Source organism: Streptomyces sp. CC0208 (assembly GCF_003443735.1).
In the GTDB taxonomy this organism is placed as follows: Bacteria; Actinomycetota; Actinomycetes; order Streptomycetales; family Streptomycetaceae; genus Streptomyces; species Streptomyces sviceus.
In genome coordinates, this window is record NZ_CP031969.1 from 1,999,706 (window position 1) to 2,022,932 (window position 23,227).

A 23,227-nucleotide genomic window follows, 5' to 3' on the forward strand; every position below is an offset into this window, starting at 1 on the left:
GGACGGGGCCCGGGCCCGGGCCCGGGCCCGGGACGAGCGAGCCCCGCCCACACGGCAACCCCGACAGTCCATGCCCCCGGGCGGACGGGATCGGGCACCCGACGGACACCGGCCGAACACCCCGAGAACCGGACCGGCCCACGGAACCCGGCACGCCGACCGGTGTCGGGCCGCCCGCCGAGGGCCCGGAGCCGGTCGGGGCGGCAGCTGCGGCGACCGGCCCAGTCCCCGGCCCCCGGCCTGCCCTCCCGGGCGTCGATGCCCGGCCGTACGACGGCACCTGGTCCGCCGACCCCTATGCGCGGGCCCTGCGCACCGGCCGCGGCCCCCTCTTCCTGCGCCGCTCCGACGGCTGGCTGCTCCCGCTGGAACTGGAGCGTTGGTGCGCCGCCGCGGATGCCGCGGACCTGGAGGTGCTGCGGCGCTGCGAGGGTGCGGTGCTGGACGTCGGGTGCGGTCCGGGCCGGCTCGTCGCCGCGCTCGGGGCCCGTGGCCGGAGGGTCCTCGGCATCGACGTGAGCGAGGCGGCGGTCGCGCGGACCGTCGCGCTCGGCGGACAGGCCCTGCGGCGGTCCGTCTTCGAGTCCCTGCCGGGCGAGGGCCGTTGGGGCACCGCGCTGCTGATCGACGGCAACGTCGGCATCGGCGGCGACCCGCAGGCCCTGCTCGACCGGACGGCCCAACTCCTCAGGACGGGAGGTCTGTTGATCGCCGAGACGGTCACCGGCCCGGACCTCGACGAGCGGGTCCAGGTGCATGTCACCGACGCCCGGGGTGCCGTCGGCGACCCGTTCCCGTGGGCCCGGCTCGGCACCCCCGCCCTGCTGCGGCACGCCGCCCGCTCCGGCTGGGTATCCGTGGATCAGTGGACGGCGGGCGGCCGCTCCTTCGTCGCCCTGCGCCGCCGTACGACGAAGACCACGGCGGAACCGCCGAAGAGCACGGCCGTCACCAGCAGCCACCGGGCCAGGAACCCGTCCGGGGACAGGCCCGTCGCCCGGCCGTAACGGTCCGCGACCTGCCCGCTGATCAGCGGGAACCACACGAGCAGGAGCAGCAGGGAGAAGGCGGCGGGGACCCGGACGTACAGGACGTGCCGCCCCGCCGCCTTCACCAGTGCCCGGTCCGCCGCCGCGTACAGCGGCAGCAGCACCAGGTCGTGCAGGACGGCCGCCCCGACGAACCACAGCGCGACCCCGAACCAGTCGCCTGCCAGCAGCCGCACCCCCGCATATCCCGCCAGGGCGAACGAGCAGACGAGCAGGAGGAGTTGGAGAGGACTGCCGAGAGGGATCCGCATCACAGGTCTCCGAAGGTCAGCCGCGCCACCCACTTGGTGTTGAGCACACCGGGGGCCGCGGGCACGATGATCCGGGCCGGGTGGCCGTGGTCGGGGGTCAGGTCCTCGCCGTTGACGAACAGGGCGAGCAGGGACCGCGGGTCGGCGACCTGGTTGGCGCGCAGGGCGGCCCGGCGGAAGGCGCCGTGCCGTTGCAGCGACTCCACGAAGAGGTCCGGCGGATCGTCCTCGTACCCGACGAGCGCCGCGAGGTCCCGCAGCCGCACCCCGCGCCACCACTGGTCGGAGGTCGACCAGCCCTCCACGCAGGCGATGGGCAACGCCGAGCTGTGCAGGGGCAGTCGGAGGAGTTCGGCACGCCCGATCCGGACCGTGCGGCCGTCGCGCCCGGTGACGACCAGCCGCCAGGCCTCCTCACCGGTCTCGGCCGGGTCGATCCCCGCGTACGCGGCGGTCTTGTTGATCTGGAAGCCGCCCGGTCCGGACGCCGGCTCGGCGCCGCCGTGCGGGGCGAGGAGGGCGGTCCGGCGCAGGACGCCGTCGAAGTTCTGCCCGGCCGTGGTGAGGAACAGCAGCAGCGAACCGCCCCCGACGAACCAGAGCGCCCCGCGCCGCGACACAGTCGGCTCGGCCGGGTCCGGGGACACCAACTCGCTCTGTTCCTCCCGGGGTTCCCGAAGCCGGCGCAGATTGCGCAGCGCGAGCGGCGTCTTCAGCACGGCATGGGCGACGAACGCGGTGAAGAACACCCACGCCCCGTAGAAGTGCAGTGGGTAGAAGGACCCCGGGAAGAGGTAGTCCAGCTGGACGTTGAGCACCCCGGTCACGAACTCGAACAGGGCGCCGCCGACCAGCAGCAGCAGCGAGATCCGCTCCAGGGCGTGGGCAAGCGAGCGCGCGGGCGGCAGCGTGAACAGCTTCGGCACCACCGACCACAGCTTGGCCAGCAGGACGGGGATCAGGGTGATGCCCAGGGTGACGTGGACACCCTGGTCCAGCCGGTACAGCCAGTGCGGGTCGGTCGGCCAGGAGAAGAGGTAGAAGCCGAGGATGCCCTTGTCCGGGGTCTTGTCGTTCACCGGCGCGAGGTCCGGGTTGTAGGCGGCGTACGACAGCAGGCCCGTCACGAACAGCAGGGTGATTCCGCCGAGGAGGACGATCCCGAGGACCGAGGTGAGCCAGGGGCCGCGCAGCGGGCTGCGCCAGAAGGAAGGTGCGAAGGGAGACCGTGCCATGCCCCGACGGTAGGCCCGCACCACCCCGTGAACGGGCCCGCGAACCATGACGAAACTCTGACGTCGTCGCATGTCAGCCGTCCGGAGGCGGTCGTGCGGCCTAGCGTCGTCCGAGTGAACCGGGACCTCCTGCGTGACCTGTACGCGGCCGTGTGCGCCGCGCTCCTCGTGCTGACCGCCGTACTGGTCGGCACGGCGATCCAGCACCGGAACGGCTCGCTGCGTGTCGGCTGGCCTCCTCTGCTGGCGAGTTGGGACCCGCATGTCGGCCCCGGCACGCCGGCCGCGGTGGTCGTCGCGGCCGTCGTGGTGGTCTACGGTCCCTCGCTCGCCCTCCGGCTCCCCTGGCGTCCGCTGCTGCTCGCCGTCTGGGCCGCGGGCATGGCCTGGACATGGTCCCTGGCCCTCGTGGACGGCTGGCACCGGGGCATCGCCGAGCAGCTCACCACCAAGAACGAGTACCTCCGGGCCGTCGGTCGCTTCCACGACATCCCGGCGGCCCTGCGGGACTTCACCGGGCACATCCTGATCGGCTCGCCGGACAACTGGGGTGCCCATGTCGCCGGGCATCCCCCGGGCGCGACCCTCACCTTCGTCCTGCTCGACCGGGTCGGGCTCGGCGGCGGGGGCTGGGCGGGAACCTGGTGCATCACCGTCGGCACGACCGCGGCGGTCGCGGTCCTGATCGCCGTACGCGCCCTCGCCGACGAGTCGCTCGCCCGCCGCGCCGCGCCCTTCCTGGTCCTGGCCCCGGCCGCGGTCTGGGTGGGCACGTCGGCCGACGGGTACTTCGCGGCGGTGGCCGCGTGGGCGGTGACCCTGCTCGCCCTCGCGGTACGGGGGTTCCGGCCGGGACCGTACGGCTTCTGCTCCGGGTTGTTGTTCGGGCTGACCGTCTATCTGTCGTACGGCCTGACCCTCATGGCCGTCGTCGCGGGGGCGGTGCTGCTCCTGGGCTCCGCGCGTCGGCCCCTGCTGTTCGCCGTGGCCGGGTTCGTGGTCGTGCCGGTGCTGTTCACCGTGTCGGGGTTCGCGTGGTGGGAGGGGTACCGGGTGCTGGTGACGCGGTACTACCAGGGGGCGGGCGGGGTGCGGCCGTACGGGTACTGGGTGTGGGCGAACCTCGCGTGCACGGTGCTGATCGTGGGGCCGGCGACGGTGGCGGGGCTGCGGCGGGCTGTCACTCGGCTGCGGAGGCGGGGCGAGGGCCGCGTCGATCTTCGGCTCTGTCTGCTGGTGCTCGGTGCTCTCCTCGCGCTTCTCCTCGCCGACCTGTCCGGGATGAGCAAGGCGGAGACCGAGCGGATCTGGTTGCCGTTCGCGGTGTGGCTGCTGCCCGCGTGCGCCTTTCTGACGGGGGTGCGGGGATGGCTGATCGGGCAGGCCGTACTGGCGCTGCTCCTCAACCACCTGCTGCTCACCGGGTGGTGAGGGCCCGTCCGGGCCGGCCGTGCACGGCCGGCCCGGACGGGTGGGGTCGGCCCGGACGGGTGGGGTCGGGTCAGCAGGTGGCCACGCCCGGCAGCCAGTCGGGGCCCTTGATGTAGATGACGGTCATCCACGAGCCGTCGGTCAGCTTCGCCCAGGCGTCGTTGGTGTAGCCCTCGGCCGTGACCTGCTGGGCGTGGGCCTGGCAGACCACGTTGACCGTGGTCGGCTGCGCGAAGTAGTCGACCACGCCGGCGTTGACGTTGGGCTCGCTGTGGGTGCGCACGCCGGTGCCCCAGGTCTGGAACGCCTTGCTGCCGCCGGACGGCGGCGGGGTGCTGCTGCCGCCGCAGTCCGGGATGCCGGGCAGCCAGGCCGGGCCCTTGATGTAGATGTTGGTCACCCACGAGCCGTCGGCGAGCTTGGCCCAGGCGTCGTTGGTGTAGCCCTCGGCGGTCACGGTCTCCGCGTGCTGCTGGCACTGGACGGACACCTGGGTCGGTCCGGGGAAGGTGTCGACGACGGCGGAGCCCACGCTCGGCGACCGGTGCGTGCGCACGCCGGTGCCCCAGGTCTCGAAGACCGTGCCGCCGTTCGCGGGCGGCGGGACGGGGGTGCCGGAGCCGTTGATGCGGACCGCGCCCGCGTAGTCGCCGCCGGTGCGCACGGACGTGACCCTGATGTGGGTGCCCGACTCGTACGCCTCGACCATCTGGCCGCCGCCCAGGTACATGGCGACGTGGTGGATGTGGCCGCTGCCCCAGAACATCAGGTCGCCCGGCAGCAGCGGGGCGGTGCCCTGTCCGGCGGAGAAGCGGGCGGAGGCCTGCGAGGTGTGGAACTGGTCGTCGGCCGTGCCGTTGAGCAGGTCCCTGCCGGTCGCGCGGTAGTAGGCGTACCGCATCAGGCCCGAGCAGTCGAAGCCCTTGCGCTCGCCGTCGTGGAGGCTGTCCGGGTCGGAGCCGTCGTAGTAGCCGTAGCTGGCGCCGGGCGTGGCCGCGTGGCCGCCGCCCCAGCTGTACCAGACACCGATCTGCGAACAGGCCGCGTCGACGGCGGCCTGCGCGGTGGCCGAGGCGCCGGGCGCCAGGACACCGCAGGTGGCGTCCTGGGCGGCGTGGGCCGGGGCGGAGAAGAACGCGGTGAGCGCCAGGGCCGAGGCGCCCAGGATCGCGCCGCTGGTCCGGCGGCGCGTGCTGATGGTCTGCAAGGGACTCTTCCTTCGTCGAGGTGGCGTCAGCGGGATGCCGGGGACGCCGGAGGCAGACGCGGATGGCACACCCCACCCCCGTGGAGGTGTGCCATCCGGGCTAGGGGTGGAGGGCGGCACGCATCTTGGCGAGGCCGCGCAGGCGGTTGCGCTGGACCGTGCCTCGGTGGGCGCCGAGCCGCTCCCCGGCCGTGTCGTGGGTGAGTCCCTCCAGGTCCACGAGGATCACCGCGGCGGCTTCCTTCTCGGAGAGCATGCGGAGCAATGCGAGCGCCGTGGCGGAGGCCTCGTAGGAGTCGAGTCCGCCGTCCCAGCCGGCTTCCGGCAGCTGGTCCGTGGTGCGCTCGCGACGGGAGGGGTGCTGCCAGGAGTCGCGCAGCAGGTTGAGGGCGACGGCGCAGGTGTAGGCGTACGGGTGCTGCTGCCGTGTCAGGCTCTGGGAGCGGGCTCGCCGGGAGAGCCGCAGATAGGTCTCCTGGAGCAGGTCGTCGGCGTCGTGCGGATTGCCCGTCAGTGCCAGCAGCCGCCTTCGCAGGCGGGGCATGTCGGCGGTGAAGGACGCGTCGAAGTCGCCGGCGCTCATCCGGTTGTCGGCCTCGCGCGGTGGTGGTGGGCAGGTGGCATGGCTGTGGTGCATTTCTTTCCCCCTTGCGGTGATCCCTTGCGGTGATCCCTGCGGTGTTCTCGCTGCGGTCGTCGTGCGCCGCCCCGCTCCGGTGGTCAGGCCGGAGGACGGGGCGGGTCGGCGGGGCCGTAGCGGGCGGCCGGTACGCGGCGCATCAGGGCCCAGTACCGGTCGCCGTACGACCAGTGCCACCACTCCGTCGGGTAGTTGACGAACCCGGTCTCGGTGAGCACCCGGCCCAGCAGGGCCCGGTACTCGCGCGCCTCGGCGCCGATGCCGGGCGCGTCGGTGCGGCAGGCGCCCGCGCTCTCCTCCGGGGTGGCGTTGACCTCCGTGCCGAGCGGCAGCTCCCGGCCCGCGTGGTCGCACAGGGTGAGGTCGACCGCGCCGCCGCTGACGTGCGGGGCGACCTCGGGCGGCGAGATGTACGCGCTCGCCAGCTCACGGATCCGCTCGGGAGCCGCGTCCGGGTGGGCCCGCCGCATGGTCGCTGCGTACTGCTCGAAGTACCGGCGCTGGAGGCCGGGCGGCCGGTACCCCTCCACCACCAGCAACCGGATCCCCGCGGGCAGCATCCGCTGCGCCCGCACGAGCCGCTGCAGCGCACCGGCCCTCAGATGCGCGTAGCTCCCGTCCTCGTCGGCCTGCCGGGAATCGAGGAGCAACTGCCCCTCCTCCCGCAGATCGACGAGCGGTTCCCCGCACTCGTCGTGCGTCACCGCGGCAACCCTCGGGTCCGCGAGCGTGATGATGTCGGTCACGGAAAGAGCATCCCGGGGGCCTCTGCAATTGCTCTGCAGATCGCCTGCAAGCGCCGGACCAGGGGTTCTGTAGCACCCTGCCGACACCCCCGGACCGCCTGGGCCCACGCCCACCCCTCATCCCGGGCCCCCGGACCACCGACCCCGCAACCGCCCCGCACCGCGGCACCCCCGGACCGCGGACCCCCGCAACCGCCCCTCTTCGCGGCACCCCCAGACCGCCGCCCCCCGCGCTCGCACCACATCACGGCACCCCCGCCAACGCCCGCACCCGCGCCACATCACCGCACCCCGGGCCGTCGACCCCCGAGAGCTGCCCCTCACCGCGGCCCCCGGACCACCGACCCCCGCACCCGCGCCACACCGCGGCACCCCCAGACCGCCGACCCCCACAACCGCCCTACACCGCGGCGCCCCCGCCAACGCCCGCACCCGTTCCACACCACAGCACCCCCGCCCCGCCTACCCCCGCTCCCGCGCCTCCCGTGCCCCCGACTCCCGGAAGAAGCGCATCGCCTCGGCGCGGGCCTCCGAGGCCGCGGCCGTCTCTCCGGCGGCCTCCCGCACCTCCGCCAGGTTCCACAGCGTGCGCGCCCGCCACAGCGGGAGCCGCAGCGCCTCCCAGAGCGACAGTGCCCGCTCCAGCGGGTCCCGTGCGCTCCCGGCGTCACCTGCGGCCAGCCGCCACTCCCCCAGTGTCCGCAGCACCAGCGCCTCGCCGAACCGGTCCTGCCGCTCCCGGGCCAGCTCCAGACACCGCCCGAGGCGTTCGCGCGACGCGTCCAGGAGGCCCAGCCGCAGCTCCACCTTCGCCAGCGACTGCTCCGTGTACATCACGCCGAACGTGTCGTGGAGGCCCGCGAAGATCCGCAGCACGTCCCGCAGCAGCCGCTCGGCCTGTGCGTACTCCCCTTCGGCCCGGTGGCACAGCGCCACCGCGCGCAGCACCAGCGCCTCGCCGTGCCGGTCGTTCTCCGCCCGGTACAGCTCCAGCGCCTGCGCGAAGGCCTCGCGGGCGGCGGGGTCGTCGCCCTGTTCCCGGTGGACGTAGCCGAGGCCGTAGAACACCCGGGCCCGGGCAAGGCGGTCGTCGAGCCGCCCGTACCCGTCCAGAGCCCGGTTGAGAAGCTCCAACGCCTCGCTGTAGCTGGCCTGTTCACGCCGGGCGGTGGCCATGCCGAGCAGGGCCTGGGCGGCGCCCTGGACGTCGTCATGGGCCTCGAACAGCCGCAGCGCGTCCCGGTAGTAGGCGTACGACTCCTCGAACTCGTCCTGTTCGTAGCGCAGTTGACCGAGCCCGGTAAGGAGCCACGCCTCGCCCTCGCCGTCCCCGCTGCGCCGCACCGCCGCCATGGCCGCGGTGTGCGAGCGGGACCAGGCGTCGAACTGGTTGTACAGCGCGACCGAGCTCGCGATCAGCGCGCCGGCCAGATCCCGGGCGGCGCGGTCCATGCCGTGGTCGGCGCAGTACTCCACCGCCGCCAGCAGACCGGCCTGTTCGGCGGCGAACCAGGCCGCGGGCCGCGTGAGCAGCTCCTCCTCGGCCCGCGGGTCGGCCGGGTCGAGGGGACGCACGGCGGCCGGTTCGGGGAAGTACCGTGCCGTGCCGCCGGGGCCCCGCGCGGCGGCCTTCTCGGCCAGCCCCAGCCAGCACTCCACGAGGCGCCGCACGGCCGCCGTCCGCTCCTCGGCGCTCTCCTCCGACAGACAGCGCTCGCGGGCGTGTTCCCGGGCCAGGTCGTGGATGCGGTAGCGGCCGCGGCCCGTGCCGTCCACGCCGATCACGTCGATGAAGTGGCAGTCCACGAGCCGCTCGACGGCCTCCTCGGCCTCCTCCGTGCCGATGTCCAGCAAGGGCGCGGCGATCCAGGCCGCGAAGTCGGGCAGGTCGAGCAGGGCCAGCCGACGCAGGGCGCGCTGTTCCTGCGGGTCGAGGTCGGCGTAGCCGAGTTCGAGGCTGGTGCGCAACTCCAGGTCCCCGGCGCGCAGTTCGTTGAGCCGCAGCCGCTCGTCCCGCAGACGGGCGGCGAGCCGGCCGGGCACCCAGTGCGGCCGGGCCGCGAGCCGTGCCCCGGCGATGCGCACGGCGAGCGGCAGCCGCCCGCACAGGGAGACGATCTCGGCGGTCTGTTCCGGCTCGGCGCGCACCCGGTCCGCTCCGGCGACCCGGCGCAGGAGTTCCAGGGCCTCCTCCTCGTCCGGGACGGTCAGATCGAGGTGCGCCGCGCCTTCCAGCGCCACCAGCCGGCGCCGGCTCGTGACGAGCACGGCGGAGCCGGGACCGGGCGGCAGCAGCGGCCGTACGTGCGCCTCACCGGCGGCGTTGTCGAGGATCAGCAGGATGCGGCGGTGCCCGGTGTACGTGCGGTACAGCCCCGTCAATTCCTCGACGGAGCTCGGCAGGGTCTCCGGTTCGGCGCCCATGGCGCGCAGCAGCCGGGCGAGGGCGTCGGCGGGCTGCAGGGGGGCGGTGTCGGCGGCCCGCAGGTCCACGAACAGGCGGCCGTCCGGGAAGAGTTCCGCGGTGCGATGGCCGACGTGGACGGCGAGCGCGGTCTTGCCCGTGCCGGAGCGCCCGGAGATCACCCCGATCGGCGGGGCGGTACGGCCGGGCTCGTCGACGCGGCCCAGCAGCGTGACGGCCCAGTCGATCTGCTCCGACCGGCCGACGAAGTCGGCTATGTCCGGGGGGAGATGGGAGGGGGCGGGTCGCGGGGCCGACGTGCCCGGTCCGCCGCCGGCCGCCGCCGTACGGTCCGCGGTCCGCTGCCGGGCTTTCGAAGCGGTGGCGGTTTCCGTGGACGACGGGTCGGATCCGGGGCCGGGCTGCGAGGGGTCGTGGGAGCGTGCGCGGGAGCCGAGTGGTGACGGGCCGCGGGAGCGCGCGCCCCGGCCGAGCGGCGAGGGATCGTGCGGCCGGGAGCCGGGGCCGAGCAGGGCGGGGTCGTTGGTGAGGACGGCCTTGTGCAGCGCCCGCAGTTCCGGCCCGGCGTCGATGCCCAGCTCCTCGCGCAGGGCTTCGCGGCCCTCCTGGTAGGCGCGCAGGGCGTCGGAGACCCGTCCGGTGCGGAACAGGGCGGTCATCAGCTGGCCGCGCGGCCGTTCCCGGAGGGGGTGGGCGGCGACGTGCGCGAGCAGGGGCGCGATGGTGCGGTCCGCACGGCCGAGCTCCAGCTGGAGGCCGAAGGACTCCTCCTGGGCGACCAGCCGCAGTTCGGCGAGCCGGGCCGCCTCGATCCGGGCGAACGACTGGTTCAGCCCTTCGAGTGCCTCCTGCCCCCGCCACAGCCCCAGCGCCTCGGACAGCAGCTCGGCGGCCTCCTCCGCGCGGCCCCCGGCCGCCCGGGCCCGGCCGGAGACGAGCAGTTCCTCGAAGCGGCGGGCGTCGACCTGGGAGGCGTCGAGATCCGCCACGTACCCCGGGGGCCGGGTGCGGATCACCTCCGCCTCGCCGACGCGGGCCAGGGCGCGGCGCACCGCGGAGACATGGGTGGCGACGAGGGCGCTGGCCGTGGCGGGCGCCTGCTCGTCCCAGACACAGTCCACGAGCCGTTCGGTGGAGAGCACTTCGCCGAGGTGCACGACGAGTGCGGACAGGACCGCCAGGGGTCTGACCCCGCCCAGCGGGGCACGTCGGTTCCCTTCCCACACCTCCACCGGACCGAGAAGACGTACCTGGAGCATCGTTCCCCGATCGCCGTACCGCCCGCCCCACGGATGCGTGTTCGACGATATCGACGGGCGGTGTCCGCGGACGACGTGAGCTGCGCCGTCCTGGCCGGATCCGGCCAGTCGGCCACCCTGTGCAGGCCAGGCGGCGGGGCCTGACACCGGTGCGAAGGGGCTGATTTCCCGGCTCCCTCCGTGGACGTCGGTTGACTGGATTTCGACGGTGTCCACAGCTGCCCCTCAGCTGAGGGACGGCTGGTCGGGGGCGTTCGTATGAGCGCTCTCCGACATTCATGGCGGAGCACTCTCCGAATTCATGGCGGAGCGCTCTCCGACATTTCTCGCGCCGGAAGACCGGTCGCCCCACCCGGTGTCGTCCGCCCGCCCGCACTCCTTCGACTGCCGGACATTTGAACGTCACACCGAGCGGGAACGTTTCCCTCGTCCCCTCTGCATCGCCTTGCCTCCGTCATGCCCCGTGTCCCGCACGGGGCATGACGCGAAAGGACGACGTGCGCCGTGTCCCTGCTTCCGCTCGAAGGTCCCCCGGGTCCGCTCCCCGTCACCGCCCCGGCCCCGCTCCCGATCAACACCCCGGCCCCCGCTCCCGCCGGTTCCCGCCGCCCCCTGACCCGGCTCACCCGCCGCCTGGTCACCGTGCTCCCCCTGCTGCTCATCGGCATATGGGCGGCACTGGACTGGCGTGCCCTGTACGACGGCACCGCGCGGCTGGCCTCGGCCGATCCCGGCTGGCTGCTCGTCGGGCTCTTCTACACCTGCCTGGGCTGGATCTCCGCCTCCGTCGTCCGCCAGGGCGCGCTGCCCGAGCGGCTGCCGTCGGGGCTCCTGGTGGCCTCGCAGTTCGCCGCGGGCGCCGCCAATCATGTACTGCCGGCGAGCCTCGGCGCGCACGCCGTCACCCTGCGCTTCCTCCAGGGCCAGGGCATCCCACTGGCCCGCGCCACCGCCTCGCTCGCCCTGTACGCGCTGGTCAGGCCGATCGCCAAGACGCTCGTCCTGATCGGCTTCCTGGTCGCGCTGCCCGGTCTGCTGCGGCTCGGTGATCTCGTCCCCGATCGGCGCATGCTGTTCCTGCCGCTGGTGGCCGCGGGACTCGGACTCGGCGCCACGCTCCTGCTGTTGACCCTGGTGCGCCCGCTGCGCCGCCCGGCGGTCACGTTCGTGCGGACCGCCCTGACCGACGCCCGCCGTCTGCACACCATGCCCAGCCGGGTCCTCGCCCTGTGGGGCGGCGCGGCCGCCGCGCCGCTGCTCCAGGCGAGCGTGATCCACGCGGTCGGCGCCTCGCTCGGGGTGACGCTGTCCTGGGCGCAGGTCACGTTCGCGTACCTCGCCGCGAGCAGCGCGGTCGGGTCCGTGCCCGCGCCAGGCGGCATCGGCCCGGTGGACGCGGCCATGGTCTTCACCCTCGCCGTCTACGGCGTCCCGTTGAGCGTCGGCACGGCGACCCTCATCGGCTATCGCGTCCTGACGGTGTGGCTGCCCCTGTTGCCCGGGGTGCTCTGCATGTCGGCCCTCGTGCACCGAAAGGTCCTGTGAACACCTGGCGACAGCCGCCCCATTGAATGATGCATTCAACACTCCTAGCATTCTCAGGTGGATTCATTCATCAATCTCAGATGCATGGCCGCCGCCCTGCTGCTGGCGCTCGGCCTCGCGGCCCCCGCGGCCCCCGCCTCGGCCGAGCCCCGGCATTCCGTGCCGGAGGTATGGCCGACGCCCCAGAGGATGACCGTCGGAGCCGGCCGGCTCCCCGTCCCCGACCGGGTCGTCGAGGTCGTCGGCCCGGGCACCGATCCGTCCGCCCGAAGGGTTGTCGAGGCGGCTCTGAAAGCGGCCGGGGCTCACCGCATCACGAAGGTCGACGCCGGAGACCGGCCGCCCCCGGCCGGCCTGACCGTCTACCTCGGCGGCCCCGGCGAGAACACCGCCACCGCCCGGGCCCTCACCCGCCTGGGCGCCGCCTCCCCGTCCGGCCTCGCCTCCGGCGGCTATGTCCTGGCCTCCGGCCGCAGCCACGGCCAGGCCCTCCTGGCCCTCTCCGGCGTCGACACCACCGGCACCTTCTACGCCGCCCAGACCTTGCGCCAACTCCTCGACACCACCCACGAGTTGCCCGTGGTCACGGTCCGCGACTGGCCCACCGCCGCCCTCCGCGGAGTCATCGAGGGCTTCTACGGCACCCCCTGGACGCACGCCGAGCGGCTCGCCCAGCTCGACTTCTACGGCCGTACGAAGCAGAACGTCTACGTCTACTCCCCCAAGGACGACGACTACCTGCGCGCCCGCTGGCGGGACGAGTACCCGGCGGCGGCGCTGGCGCGGCTGAAGGAGCTGGTCGACCGGGCCGACGCCGACCACGTCCGCTTCACCTACGCCCTCTCCCCCGGCCTGTCGGTGTGCTACTCCTCCGACGCCGACGTCAGGGCGCTCACCGCCAAGTTCGACTCGCTGTACGCCATCGGGGTCCGCTCCTTCGCGATCCCACTGGACGACATCAGCTACACGAAGTGGAACTGCCCCGAGGACGAGCGGGAGTTCGGTACGGGCGGCGGTGCGGCCGGGACCGCGCAGGCCCGTCTGCTGAACACCGTCTGGAAGGACTTCTCCGCCACGCACACGGGGCTCCAGCCGCTGGAGACGGTCCCCACCGAGTACTCCGACCTCGCCGACTCCCCGTACAAGAAGGCCCTCAGGGAGCGGCTCGACCCGTCCGTGGTCGTGGAGTGGACCGGTGTCGGCGTCATGGCGCCGACCATCACGACCGACCAGCTGAAGCAGGCCCGCGAGGTCTACGGCCACCCGATCCTGGTCTGGGACAACTACCCGGTCAACGACTACGTCACCAGCCGCCTCCTCCTCGGCCCCTACACGGGCCGCGAACCGGGCGTGGCGAGCGCGGCCACCGGGGTGACCGCCAACCCGATGGTCCAGGGCGAGGCGAGCCGGATCGCCCTGTTCACCTCGGCCGCCTATCTGTGGAACCCGAACGCCTACGACCCGCGCCGGGCTTTCCTCGCCTCGGTCCGGGACCTGGCGGGTCACAGCGCCGCCACATGGCTGCGGATCTTCGCCGAGAACAACTACTCCTCCCAGCTGGACGCGACCGAGTCCCCCACCCTCACCCGGCTGATCGCCGCCTTCCGCAAGGCCTACGAGCACAACAGCGGACTCGACCGGGCGGCAGCCGCGTTGAAGGCCTACTTCACCGACATGGCCGCGACCCCCGCCCAGTTGCGGGCCCGGCTCGACAACCCCGGGTTCCTCGACGAGACCTCCGCCTGGCTCGACAAGCTCGGCAGCTACGGCCGCGCGGGCGGGACGGCCGTGGACCTGCTGCTGGCCCACAAGGCCGGTGACACGGACGCGGTCTCGACGTACTGGAAGCGACTCCAGCAGGAGCGGAAGGAGCTGGACGCCGTCCCGCAGCAGGTCTCGCCGGGTGTGATGGACCAGTTCCTCTACACGACGGTGCTGGAGAACGCGCCCGATCCCGGAGTCGACGCCTCCTTCTCCCCGGGCGCGCTCTCCTTGCAGCCCGGGGCGTCCGCGACGGTCACCCTGAAGCTCTCCGACGCCCGTGCCAAGACGGTCAGTTGGAAACTCGACATGCCCGATGGCGTCACCGCCACCCCCTCCGAGGGCACGGCGACGACCCCCGCATCCGTCACCGTCACGCTCACGGGCGGGACCGAGGGCGTGCACTCGGTCGTGGTCGAAGGCGCCGGAATCCTCGACCGGGCGCTCCCGGTCCAGGTCAGCGACGGCACCGGCACACCCCGCGCCCTGACAGCGAACTTCAGCGGCGCGTCGGTGAGTTCGATCGACCTCGCCTCCGGCACGACGAAGAACATCGCCGTCGGCGACAACCCCGGCGAGGTCGTGGTGAGCGCGGACGGCCGTACCGCGTACGCGGCCAACCAGGGCTCGAACACGGTCAGCGTGATCGATGTGGCGAGCGTCAAGGTCACCGCCACCGTCGCTGTCGGCAGGGTCCCGGCATGCCTCGCCCTCACCCCGGACGGCGACACTCTGTGGGTCGCCAACTACACGGACGGCACAGTGCAGTCGATCGACACGGCCACTCTGAGGACCGGCACACCGGTCCCGGTCGGGGACGGTCCCGAGAACATGGCGATCACCCCCGACGGCCGGACCCTGTACGTGGCCGACATCCACGACAACACGGTCAGCCCCGTCGACCTCGCCACCGGCAAGGCGGGCACGGCGATCCCGGTCGGCCCCAGTCCCTTCAACGTGGTGGCGGCCCCCGACGGCAGCACGGTGTACGTCTCCAACTCCGGTGGCTCGACGGTGACTCCGATCGACACGGCGACGAACGAGACCGAACCGACCTTCCTGGTCTCCGGCCAGGCGTACGGCCTCGCCCTCTCACCTGACGGCCGGACCCTGTGGGTCAGCCCGAGCAACGGAGACACCGTCACCCCCGTGGACACGGTCACCGGCGCACCGGGCAAGCAGGTGACCGTCGGGAAGTCGGCGTTCGACGTGGCCCTGAACTGGAACGGCAGCACGGCATACGTGACGACAGCGGACGGTAACGCCTTGGTGCCGATCGATGTCGCCTCGGGGACAGCAGGGCCCTCCTTCAACACCGGCGCCTACCCACTGGCGGTAGCGCTGACTCCGTAAAGGGGCGCGGGGAACTTGCGACCAGCCCCCACCGGCCGCAAGTTCCCCGCGATCCCGCAACCCCCGAAGAAGCTACGTCGCCGTACGCCGCACCCGCCCGGCGTACCGCTTCTCCAGCTCCAGGTTCCCCTCAAAGCCACCCGGCACATTGGCGGAGACATACACCGGCGGCCGCTCACCCGCCGCGAGCAACAGGCCCGAAGCCTCCGCAACAGCCATCTGCACCAGCATCACCCCGGTCAGGGTGGACAGCGCCCCCACCGCCCCGCCCCCCGGCAACGACAGCAACGCGTCCCCGACCGGAGCCGCGTTGTCCAGCACCACGTCCGCCAGGTCCACGAGCTTCTTGCCGCTCTCGTGCCCGGCGGGCACCGCCGCCGTATGCGTGAGGGAGGTGATGGCGAGGATCTTGTGACCCTGCTCCTTGGCGTGCAGTGCCATCTCCACGATGACGTTGTTGACGCCGGAGTTGGAGATGATGACGAACAGATCCCGGGCGTGCGGCGCGGCCAGGTCGTAGAGGCGGACGGCCACCCCCGGCTCACGCTCCAGCAGCGGGTCGTCGAGGACGCTCGGGTCGTCACCGCCGTAGAGGACCAGGTCGGAGATCTGCAGCCGGTTCGTGGGCACGAGTCCACCCGCGCGGCCCGCGACCTCCAGGACCATCGCCTGCGAGTGGCCGGTTCCGAAGGCCTGGATCACACCGTCGGCGCGGATGCAGTCGACGATCAACTCGGCGGCGCGGCGCACGTCCTCGCGGGCGGAGTCGACGACGTGACGGAGGACGTCCAGGCTCTGTTCGGCGAAGCCCTGGGCGCTGACTGACTCGACGGACACGCGACACTCCCCACTGATGGATTGAACCACCATACAATCAGCCATCAATGAATCAATAAACCATACTGTGGTCCTGGTATTCAATCAGTGGCCCTAAGGGTGGCTGGTACCTTCTTTCCATGCCTCCGACCGACGTCACCACACTGATCCGCACCGAACTGCCCCGGCTGGCCGGTTCACTGCGGAAGGTCGGCGAGCTGATCCTGGAGGATCCGGCCGCCGTCACCCACTGCTCGGCCGCCGAACTGGGCCGCCGCACCGGAACCTCGCAGGCCACGGTGACCCGGTTCTGCCGCGCCATCGGGCTCGAGTCCTACCAGCACCTGCTGATCGAGCTGGCCCAGGAACGCGGTCGCGGCGAGGTCTCCGACTGGGGCTCGGCCGAGATCGGCCCGGACATCTCCCCGGACGACAGCCTGGAGCGGGTCGTGCAGGTGGTGGGCAGCGCGGACCTGCGGGCGATCCAGCAGACGATCGAGCGCATCGACCTCGACGCCCTGGAGCGCGCGGCCCAGGCGCTGGCCAAGGCCCGCCGCATCGACGTGTACGGCGTCGGGGGCAGCGGCGCGGTCGCCCAGGAGACCGAGACCCGGCTGTTCCGTATCGGCTGCCAGGTCCGCGGCTGGACCGAGGTGCACGGCGCGGCCACCTCCGCGGCCCTGCTCACCCCGGCCGACGTGGCCATAGGGATCTCCCACTCGGGCGCCACCCGCGAGACCCTCGAACCCTTCGAGATGGCCAAGGAGCGGGGCGCGACCACCATCGCCATCACCACCGACCCGCGCTCCCCGCTGGCCAAGGCCGCCGACATCCGGCTCATCTCCGCGACCTCGGAGACCAGTTTCCGCACCGGCAGCATCGGCGGCCGGCACTCCGTCCTGATGATCGTCGACTGCCTCTACGTCCGGGTCGGCCAGGTCGCCTACCAGCGGGCCAGCGCCTCCCTCGCGCTCACCGACCACATCACCCCGCAGCACGCGGTGAAGGCTCGCCGGACGCGTTGACCGAGTCCGATCTTGCATGGATGAACCACCGAGATAACACAAAGATGGTTGTTTGAATCATCCCCTCGGTGCCAGGATGGGGCTCCCCCGAGTCATCTCGTAGGAGCCCCATGCGCGTCACCTCTGTTGAGTCGACCGAGCTGTTCGTCGGTACACCCGAGCAACCGCTCCAGCTGGTGTGGGCCGGGATCGAGCACGTCCCGGGCCGCTCGGTCCATGTGCGGGTCGAGGGGCACGGCACCGGGGAGACCGTCGTCACCGTCGGCGAGGACGGCACCGTACGCGCCGAGATACCCGTGACCGGCGCCGGCGGCCCGATCACGGTCACCGCGGCCGACGGGGACGAGACCGCGAGCGGCACCGGCGAGTTCACGGTCGCCGAGCCCGGCTGGACCATGTTCATGGTCAGCCACTTCCACTACGACCCGGTCTGGTGGAACACCCAGGGCGCGTACACCGAGACCTGGGACGTCGCCGACGACCCGGCCACGGCCGGCCTGCCCGCCCGTACCTTCGACTCGCGCGGCCAGTCCGGGATGAGCCTGGTCCGGGCCCACTCCGACCTGGCCCGGCGCGACCCGGCGTACACCTTCGTGCTCGCGGAAGTCGACTACCTCAAGCCGTACTGGAACGCCTTCCCGGAGGAGCGCGGCTTCCTGCGCGAGCTGATCCGCACCGGCCGCGTCGAGATCATGGGCGGCACCTACAACGAGCCGAACACCAACCTCACCGGCGCCGAGGCGACCGTACGCAACGCGCTGTACGGCGACGGATACCAGCGGGCGATCCTCGGGGCGTCCCCGGAGACCGCCTGGCAGCTGGACGCGTTCGGGCACGACCCGCAGTTCCCGGGGCTGATGGCGGACGCGGGGGTGACGTCCAGCTCCTGGGCGCGCGGGCCGTTCCACCAGTGGGGGCCGACCCTCTCCGTCTTCGGGGAGGAGCCGCGCGACCCGCAGCGGATGCAGTTCCCGGCCGAGTTCGACTGGATCGCCCCCTCGGGGCGCGGGATCCTCACCGCGTACATGGTCAACCACTACGGCGCCGGCTGGCGGATCGACAACGCGCCCACGCTGCCCGAGGCGGAGGCGGAGGCGTTCAAGCTCTTCCGGGGCCTGAAGAAGGTCGCGCTCACCCGCAACGTGCTGCTGCCGGTCGGCGGGGACTACGCACCGCCGTGCCGCTGGGTGATGGGCATCCACCGGGACTGGAACGCCCGTTACGTCTGGCCCCGGTTCGTCTCCGGCATCCCCCGGGACTTCTTCGCCGCCGTCCGCGCGGAGCTGGAGGCCGAGGGACGCAGGGCCTCGCCGCAGACGCGGGACATGAACCCGGTCTACACCGGCAAGGACGTCTCCTACATCGACACCAAGCAGGCCCAGCGGTACGGCGAGACGCTCCTCGCCGACGCGGAGGCCTGGGCGACCCTCGCCTCCCTCGTCACCGGGCATCCCTATCCGGACGCGGCCCTCGACAAGGCCTGGCGCCAACTGGTCTACGGCGCCCACCACGACGCCATCACCGGCTCGGAGTCGGACCAGGTGTACATCGATCTCCTCACCGGCTGGCGGGAGTTGGCCGATCTCGCGGAGACCGTGCACGCCGACGCCACCAAGGCGCTGGCCGACCGGGTCGAGCCGGGCACCGGGCCCGATCTGGTGGTCTTCAACCCGACCACCTGGGAACGCCAGGACGTGCTCACCGTCGACGACCCCGGCCTGGTACCCGTCGGTGACGACTTCCAGCCGCTGCCGGCGGTACGCGAGCAGGACGGCACCCTCAAGGTCGTCGTCCCCGAGGTCCCCGGCATGGGCCTCAAGGCCCTGCCCCTGGCGGCCGGTTCGCTGCCCGGATGGACCTCCGGCGAGGGCCTGACCATCCGCAACGAGTTCTACGAGGTGACGGTCGACCCCGCGCGGGGCGGTGCCGTGAGCAGCCTGCGGGCCGTCGACGGGGAGGGCCGCGAGCTGCTGCCCGCCGGTGACATCGGCAACGAGCTGGTCGTCCAGGAGGAGTTCCCGCGGCACCCGCGCTTCGGCGAGGGCCCCTGGCACCTCACCCCGACCGGCACGACCGCCGCCCGCAGCCGGGACGTCACGGCGGACGTCGACGTCGAGCACTCCCCTGCCGGGTCCCGCATCACCGTCCGCGCCGACCTCGGACTCTTCACGTACACACAGAAGCTGACCCTCTGGACCGGCGTGAACCGGCTCGATGTCGCCACGACGATCGACGGCTACGACGGCGAGGACCGCCTGATCCGGGTCCGCTGGCCCTCGGACGTGCGGGGCGGACTGCCGGTGCACGAGGTCGCCGACGCGGTGATCGGGCGCGGGTTCGGGTTCGTGGAGGTGAACAGCGAGGAGTTCCCGTGGACTTTGGACAACCCGGCCAACACGTGGTTCGGGCTGGGGTCCACGGCACGGGTGGCGCTGCGCGACGACTCCGGCGCGCTCCTGGGCCAACGGGCCTTCGGAGTGGCCGAGTTGGTGTACGCCGACTGGGACGAGGCGGGTGAGCTGGGCAGCCCGCTCGCGGCGGCCCTGGTGCGCGCGGGCGTCACCGCGACCTCGACCGTCGCGGGCGGCCCCCGCTACGGCGACCTCGAGGTCGACTCCAACCTTCCCGACATCCGGATCGCCGTCGGCGGCCCCGAGCGCAACCCCCTGGTCGCCGAGGCGCTCGCCATGGACCCGGCCGCCGACCGCGAGCTGCGCCGCCAGATCGCCCACCAGGGCGTGGCGGCCGTCTGGGTCGCACCGCGCGCCTCCCTGCGCGAGGAGTGGGTGCCCGGAGCCGACCTGCGCGACCTGGAGCGGCTGCCGTTGCTGGTGATCGCCGGCGCCGACCCCTCCGGGGACGCGAAGGCCGTCGACGCGCTGATCGCGGACCTGGAGGACTTCACCGTCACCGCCACGGCGGCGGGCGGCGGCGAGGCGCTCCCGCCCGGTGACGCCTGGGACGGGCGCGGCTTCGCCGTCCTGAACCGGGGCACGCCCGGCTGTGTGGTCACCACCTCCGGCGACCTCTACATGTCCCTGATGCGCTCCTGCACCGGCTGGCCGTCCGGCATCTGGGTCGACCCGCCCCGCCGTACGACGCCCGACGGCTCGGGCTTCCAGCTCCAGCGCTGGTCGCACACCTTCGAGTACGCGGTCGTCGCGGGCGAAGGTGACTGGCGGGACCTCGAACTCCCCGCGCGGGGCCATGAGTTCAACCACCCGCTCACGGCCCGCGTGCGCGGCGAGGGCGCGTCCGCGCTCCTGCCCCGCAGCACCTCCCTGCTGGAGGTGGAACCGGCCCGCGAGGTGCTCCTCGACGCCCTCAAGCCGCTGGGTTCCCCGCTGGCCAGGGGCAGCGGGGCACCCGTGGATCCGAGGCGCGGAGTCGTGGTCCGCGTGCACGAGGTCAACGGGCGGCCGGTGCGGGTGCGGGTGCGCGGGCCGGTCGCCTGGACCGAGGGCGCCCGGGCGGACGTACTGGAAAGGCCCGGGGAGTCCCTGCTGCCGGACGGCGAGGGGGCACTGGAGGCCGGGCTCACCGGATTCGAGGTGGCCACCGTCCTGGCCACGCCCCCGCAGGCACCGGAGCCCGGAACCGACCCCGGGGTCGCCGCCCACGAGCCCGCCCAGCCCGTCCACACCCGCTACTGGCTGCACAACTCCGGGCCCGCCCCGCGCGGCAACATGCCGGTCTCCGTCTACCTCTCCCCGACCGCGCTCACCGCGACCGGCCCCGTCACCGCGACCGTGCGGATCGGCTCCGAGCTCACGGACACGTCGACGAACGGCACGGTGGTCTTCGACGTGCCGCCCGGCTGGACCGCCGAGCCCCCCGAACTGCCGTACGCGCTCGGGCCCGGCGGCTTCTCGCTGGCCGAGGTGACGGTGACACCGCCACCGGGCGCCGAGCCCGGCCGGCACTGGCTCACGGCCCGGCTGTCGTACGGCGGCCAGACGTACGAGGACGTCGTGGGCCTCGACGTACCAGGCGGACCGCCCCCGGGGCAGGGCCTGGTGTGCGACCTGGCCGCCGACCGGGTCACCGTGCGCAGGGGTGAGCGGGCTCAGGTTCCGGTGAGCCTGCGCAACTCCACCCGGGGCCCGGTCGGCGGTCAGCTGTGGGCGGTGTCGTCCTGGGGCACGTGGCAGGGCGTGACACCGGGCCTCCAGGGCTTCACGGTGCCGGGCGGGGAGCAGACGGAGGCGGTCGTCGAGGTGGACGGCTCGCAGATCCCCCCGGGCACGTACTGGCTCATGGCGAAGGCGGCGTGGAACGGCCAGGTGGCGTACACGAGGACCATCCCCCTGGAGGTGACCCCGTGACGCCGGAGCACGCGGCACTGATCGACGGCGAACCACTGCCGAGGGAACGGGTGGACTCGTTCCTGGAAGCGCCCTATGGGGGCGCGGGGAACTGCGCGACAAGCCACGACGAACCCGCACCCGCCAGACGCCGGATGGAACCCCCCTCTGTCGCGAGACAAAGACGCCGCTGGGCCACACAGGTCGTGGTCACGGACGAACTCGCCCGCAGGGCCTGCGCGGACCGCGGCCTGAAGGTGCCGGAAGAGGTGTCACCGGTCTCCGTCCTGGCCGTCGCCGAGACAGACGTGGCGGACCTCGGCAGCATCGTCGCCGCAGCGTTGGCCCACTCCCCCGCCGCCCGCACGCTCCTCGCCGCCCTGGAGTCCGAACAGACGGTCCCGGAGACCGCCGTACGGGACTACTACGACCGCAACCAGGACCGCTTCCTCACCCCGGAGGCGCTACGGCGAGGCGTGACCCCCTTCGACGGGGCGTCCCCGGAGGACGTACGCCCGTACGACGAGGTCCGCGACCAGATCACCCGTGAGCTCCGCACCGCAGCCGGCCGCCAGGCGTTTTTCGGTTGGCTGGACCAGGCACGCGGCGCCGTGACCTACTCCCACGGGCACGAACACCCCGGCGACCCCTCACATCCGGACCACGAACACCGTCACTGATCTCGTACGGAACCTAAACGCAACACAGCAAACCATTGACCTCCGATGAATTCTGGTCCACCTTTTCATCAATCGGAGTCGGAGTTGGTTCATTGAACCAGCCGTGGAGGGCATCACATGCACGCAAAGAGACTGACCCGCACCCTGACCTGTATCGCCGTTCTGTCGCTCGCGGCCACCGGCTGCGGCCTCAGCGGCGGCTCCGACAGCGGTGACGCCACCGCCGGCGGCTGCAAGGTCGACAAGGGCAACGTCGGGTCGGGGAAGCTGACCGGGGACGTCAAGGGCACGATCACCTTCCAGACCACCAACCTGAAGAAAGACTTCGGCGGCTTCTTCAACGGAGTGATCGCGGACTTCCAGAAGGCCCACCCCGGCACCAAGGTCAAGTGGATCGACGACCCGGGCGACAACACCTTCACGAGCCGGACCGTCGCCGACGCCCAGGCCTGCACGATGGCCGACGTCATCAACGTCAACGCGCCGACGGCGACCGCCCTCACCAAGGCCGGCTACCTGCTCGACATCGGCACCAAGGACCCGGCCGCGTCCAAGCCCTTCGTCCCGTCGTTCTGGAAGACCGCCACCTTCGCGAACGCCTCCGGCAAGGCGATCCACACCACGCTGCCCTGGTACACCGGGGGTGTCCTGCTGACGTACAACAAGGACCTGCTCCAGAAGGCCGGCGTCGACCCGGCGAAGCCGCCGACGAGCATCTTCGGGCTCTTCGCCGACTACGAGAAGGTCGCCAAGGCCGCCGACGGCAAGTACTTCGCGACGATGGCCAACCCGATCTGGCGCATCCCCGCCGACTTCGACCAGATGGGCATCAAGGTCCTGTCCGCCGACGGCAAGTCCGCAGTGTTCGGCGACGACCCGCGCACCACCCAGTGGGTGGCGTGGATGGCGAAGCTGTACAAGGAGGGCGCGATGCCGAAGGACTCGCTGTCCTCCAGCAACGACCCCTCCACCCTCTACAGCCAGGGCAAGGTCGCCTACGGCTCGACGAACCCGAGCTTCGTGCGGTTCGTGAAGCAGAACAGCCCGTCGGTGTACGACAAGACGGCCGTCGGCCAGCAGCCCTACGACGCGCTCGGCCGGGCCTCCGCCGGTGCCCCGCAGTACATCTCGGTCGCCGCGACCAGCAAGAACGCGCCCACCGCCCTGTCGTTCGCCGAGTTCCTGACCAACGCCGAGAACCAGACGGCCTGGTGCAAGGACCCCGACGTGGTGATCTTCCCGACCACCACCGACTCGCTCAACGACCCGTTCTTCCAGAACGTGACCGGCAGCGACCCGTTCTCCCAGGCCCGCAAGCTCGTCGCCGACCAGCTCAAGACGGCCGACACCAACCAGACCAACCTCTCCCCGGCCGTGCAGAACGCCATCGTGTCCCAGGTGCAGCTGGCCATGCAGGGCAAGAAGAGCCCGGCGGACGCCGTCAAGGACGCCCAGGAGAAGGCGAACGAGCTGCTGAAGCAGGGCAGCTGACGGTGACGG

The 23,227-nt window shown here is 72.5% G+C and carries 14 protein-coding genes and 1 pseudogene; 8 read left to right on the forward strand and 7 right to left on the reverse strand.

What is annotated here, in order from left to right:
- Positions 1 to 437: 437 nt before the first annotated feature.
- Positions 438 to 674 (forward strand): annotated as a pseudogene (locus tag D1369_RS43770) (methyltransferase domain-containing protein); the annotation flags it as partial.
- 188 nt (positions 675 to 862) lie between these two features.
- On the opposite strand, the gene D1369_RS43415 reads toward D1369_RS43770, so the two are convergent.
- Entirely contained in the window at positions 863 to 1,300 is a 438-nt protein-coding gene (locus D1369_RS43415; protein WP_240436061.1) for a hypothetical protein, read from the reverse strand.
- Positions 1,300 to 2,535 (reverse strand): molybdopterin-dependent oxidoreductase, encoded by a 1,236-nt coding sequence (locus D1369_RS09125; protein ID WP_118082392.1) that lies wholly within the window; start codon positions 2,533 to 2,535, stop codon positions 1,300 to 1,302. The genes D1369_RS43415 and D1369_RS09125 overlap by 1 nt, the downstream gene beginning before the upstream one ends.
- 114 nt (positions 2,536 to 2,649) lie before the next feature.
- Between D1369_RS09125 and D1369_RS09130 the strand changes: the two genes are divergently transcribed.
- Positions 2,650 to 3,966 carry a hypothetical protein gene (locus tag D1369_RS09130; RefSeq protein WP_205574464.1) on the forward strand — a complete coding sequence of 439 codons (1,317 nt, stop codon included), beginning with the start codon at positions 2,650 to 2,652 and terminating at the stop codon, positions 3,964 to 3,966.
- Between the two features lie 70 nt (positions 3,967 to 4,036).
- Here D1369_RS09130 and D1369_RS09135 read toward each other — a convergent pair whose 3' ends face one another.
- From D1369_RS09135 to D1369_RS09150, 4 genes are all read right to left on the reverse strand, one after another.
- Complete coding sequence (locus D1369_RS09135; protein WP_118082394.1) at positions 4,037 to 5,173, reverse strand: NlpC/P60 family protein; 1,137 nt, start codon at positions 5,171 to 5,173, stop codon at positions 4,037 to 4,039.
- Positions 5,174 to 5,273: 100 nt separating this feature from the next.
- Positions 5,274 to 5,810 (reverse strand): sigma-70 family RNA polymerase sigma factor, encoded by a 537-nt coding sequence (locus D1369_RS09140; protein WP_007385448.1) that lies wholly within the window; start codon positions 5,808 to 5,810, stop codon positions 5,274 to 5,276.
- 83 nt (positions 5,811 to 5,893) lie between these two features.
- Entirely contained in the window at positions 5,894 to 6,559 is a 666-nt protein-coding gene (locus D1369_RS09145; RefSeq protein ID WP_007385447.1) for a M15 family metallopeptidase, read from the reverse strand.
- Positions 6,560 to 7,021: 462 nt separating this feature from the next.
- Positions 7,022 to 10,243 (reverse strand): AfsR/SARP family transcriptional regulator, encoded by a 3,222-nt coding sequence (locus D1369_RS09150; protein WP_118082395.1) that lies wholly within the window; start codon positions 10,241 to 10,243, stop codon positions 7,022 to 7,024.
- A 504-nt stretch (positions 10,244 to 10,747) separates the two neighbouring features.
- Between D1369_RS09150 and D1369_RS09155 the strand changes: the two genes are divergently transcribed.
- Positions 10,748 to 11,788 carry a lysylphosphatidylglycerol synthase transmembrane domain-containing protein gene (locus tag D1369_RS09155; RefSeq protein ID WP_118082396.1) on the forward strand — a complete coding sequence of 347 codons (1,041 nt, stop codon included), beginning with the start codon at positions 10,748 to 10,750 and terminating at the stop codon, positions 11,786 to 11,788.
- 84 nt (positions 11,789 to 11,872) lie between these two features.
- Positions 11,873 to 14,902, forward strand: a complete 3,030-nt coding sequence (locus D1369_RS09160; protein WP_118082397.1) for a beta-N-acetylglucosaminidase domain-containing protein — start codon at positions 11,873 to 11,875, stop codon at positions 14,900 to 14,902.
- 72 nt (positions 14,903 to 14,974) lie between these two features.
- Here D1369_RS09160 and D1369_RS09165 read toward each other — a convergent pair whose 3' ends face one another.
- A complete protein-coding gene (locus tag D1369_RS09165) occupies positions 14,975 to 15,739 on the reverse strand; it encodes an SIS domain-containing protein (RefSeq protein WP_007385444.1) in 765 nt (254 codons plus the stop codon).
- Between the two features lie 119 nt (positions 15,740 to 15,858).
- Between D1369_RS09165 and D1369_RS09170 the strand changes: the two genes are divergently transcribed.
- The 4 genes from D1369_RS09170 (at position 15,859) to D1369_RS09185 (ending at position 23,218) form a co-directional block, all read left to right on the forward strand.
- Positions 15,859 to 16,743 (forward strand): MurR/RpiR family transcriptional regulator, encoded by an 885-nt coding sequence (locus D1369_RS09170; protein ID WP_037901727.1) that lies wholly within the window; start codon positions 15,859 to 15,861, stop codon positions 16,741 to 16,743.
- A 110-nt stretch (positions 16,744 to 16,853) separates the two neighbouring features.
- A complete protein-coding gene (locus D1369_RS09175; RefSeq protein ID WP_007385442.1) occupies positions 16,854 to 21,068 on the forward strand; it encodes an NEW3 domain-containing protein in 4,215 nt (1,404 codons plus the stop codon).
- Positions 21,065 to 21,727: a hypothetical protein gene (locus D1369_RS09180; RefSeq protein WP_007385441.1), complete on the forward strand. Its 663-nt coding sequence runs from the start codon at positions 21,065 to 21,067 to the stop codon at positions 21,725 to 21,727. Before D1369_RS09175 ends, D1369_RS09180 begins: the two co-directional genes overlap by 4 nt.
- 117 nt (positions 21,728 to 21,844) lie before the next feature.
- Positions 21,845 to 23,218: an extracellular solute-binding protein gene (locus tag D1369_RS09185; RefSeq protein WP_007385440.1), complete on the forward strand. Its 1,374-nt coding sequence runs from the start codon at positions 21,845 to 21,847 to the stop codon at positions 23,216 to 23,218.
- Positions 23,219 to 23,227: the final 9 nt, after the last annotated feature.

Coding starts and splice junctions, on each gene's coding strand:
- D1369_RS09125 (WP_118082392.1), bottom strand. CDS start 2,535: ATGGCACGGTCTCCCTTCGCACCTTCCTTCTGGCGCAGCCCGCTGCGC.
- D1369_RS09160 (WP_118082397.1), top strand. CDS start 11,873: ATGGCCGCCGCCCTGCTGCTGGCGCTCGGCCTCGCGGCCCCCGCGGCC.
- D1369_RS09170 (WP_037901727.1), top strand. CDS start 15,859: ATGCCTCCGACCGACGTCACCACACTGATCCGCACCGAACTGCCCCGG.
- D1369_RS09175 (WP_007385442.1), top strand. CDS start 16,854: ATGCGCGTCACCTCTGTTGAGTCGACCGAGCTGTTCGTCGGTACACCC.
- D1369_RS09150 (WP_118082395.1), bottom strand. CDS start 10,243: ATGCTCCAGGTACGTCTTCTCGGTCCGGTGGAGGTGTGGGAAGGGAAC.
- D1369_RS09185 (WP_007385440.1), top strand. CDS start 21,845: ATGCACGCAAAGAGACTGACCCGCACCCTGACCTGTATCGCCGTTCTG.
- D1369_RS43415 (WP_240436061.1), bottom strand. CDS start 1,300: ATGCGGATCCCTCTCGGCAGTCCTCTCCAACTCCTCCTGCTCGTCTGC.
- D1369_RS09140 (WP_007385448.1), bottom strand. CDS start 5,810: ATGCACCACAGCCATGCCACCTGCCCACCACCACCGCGCGAGGCCGAC.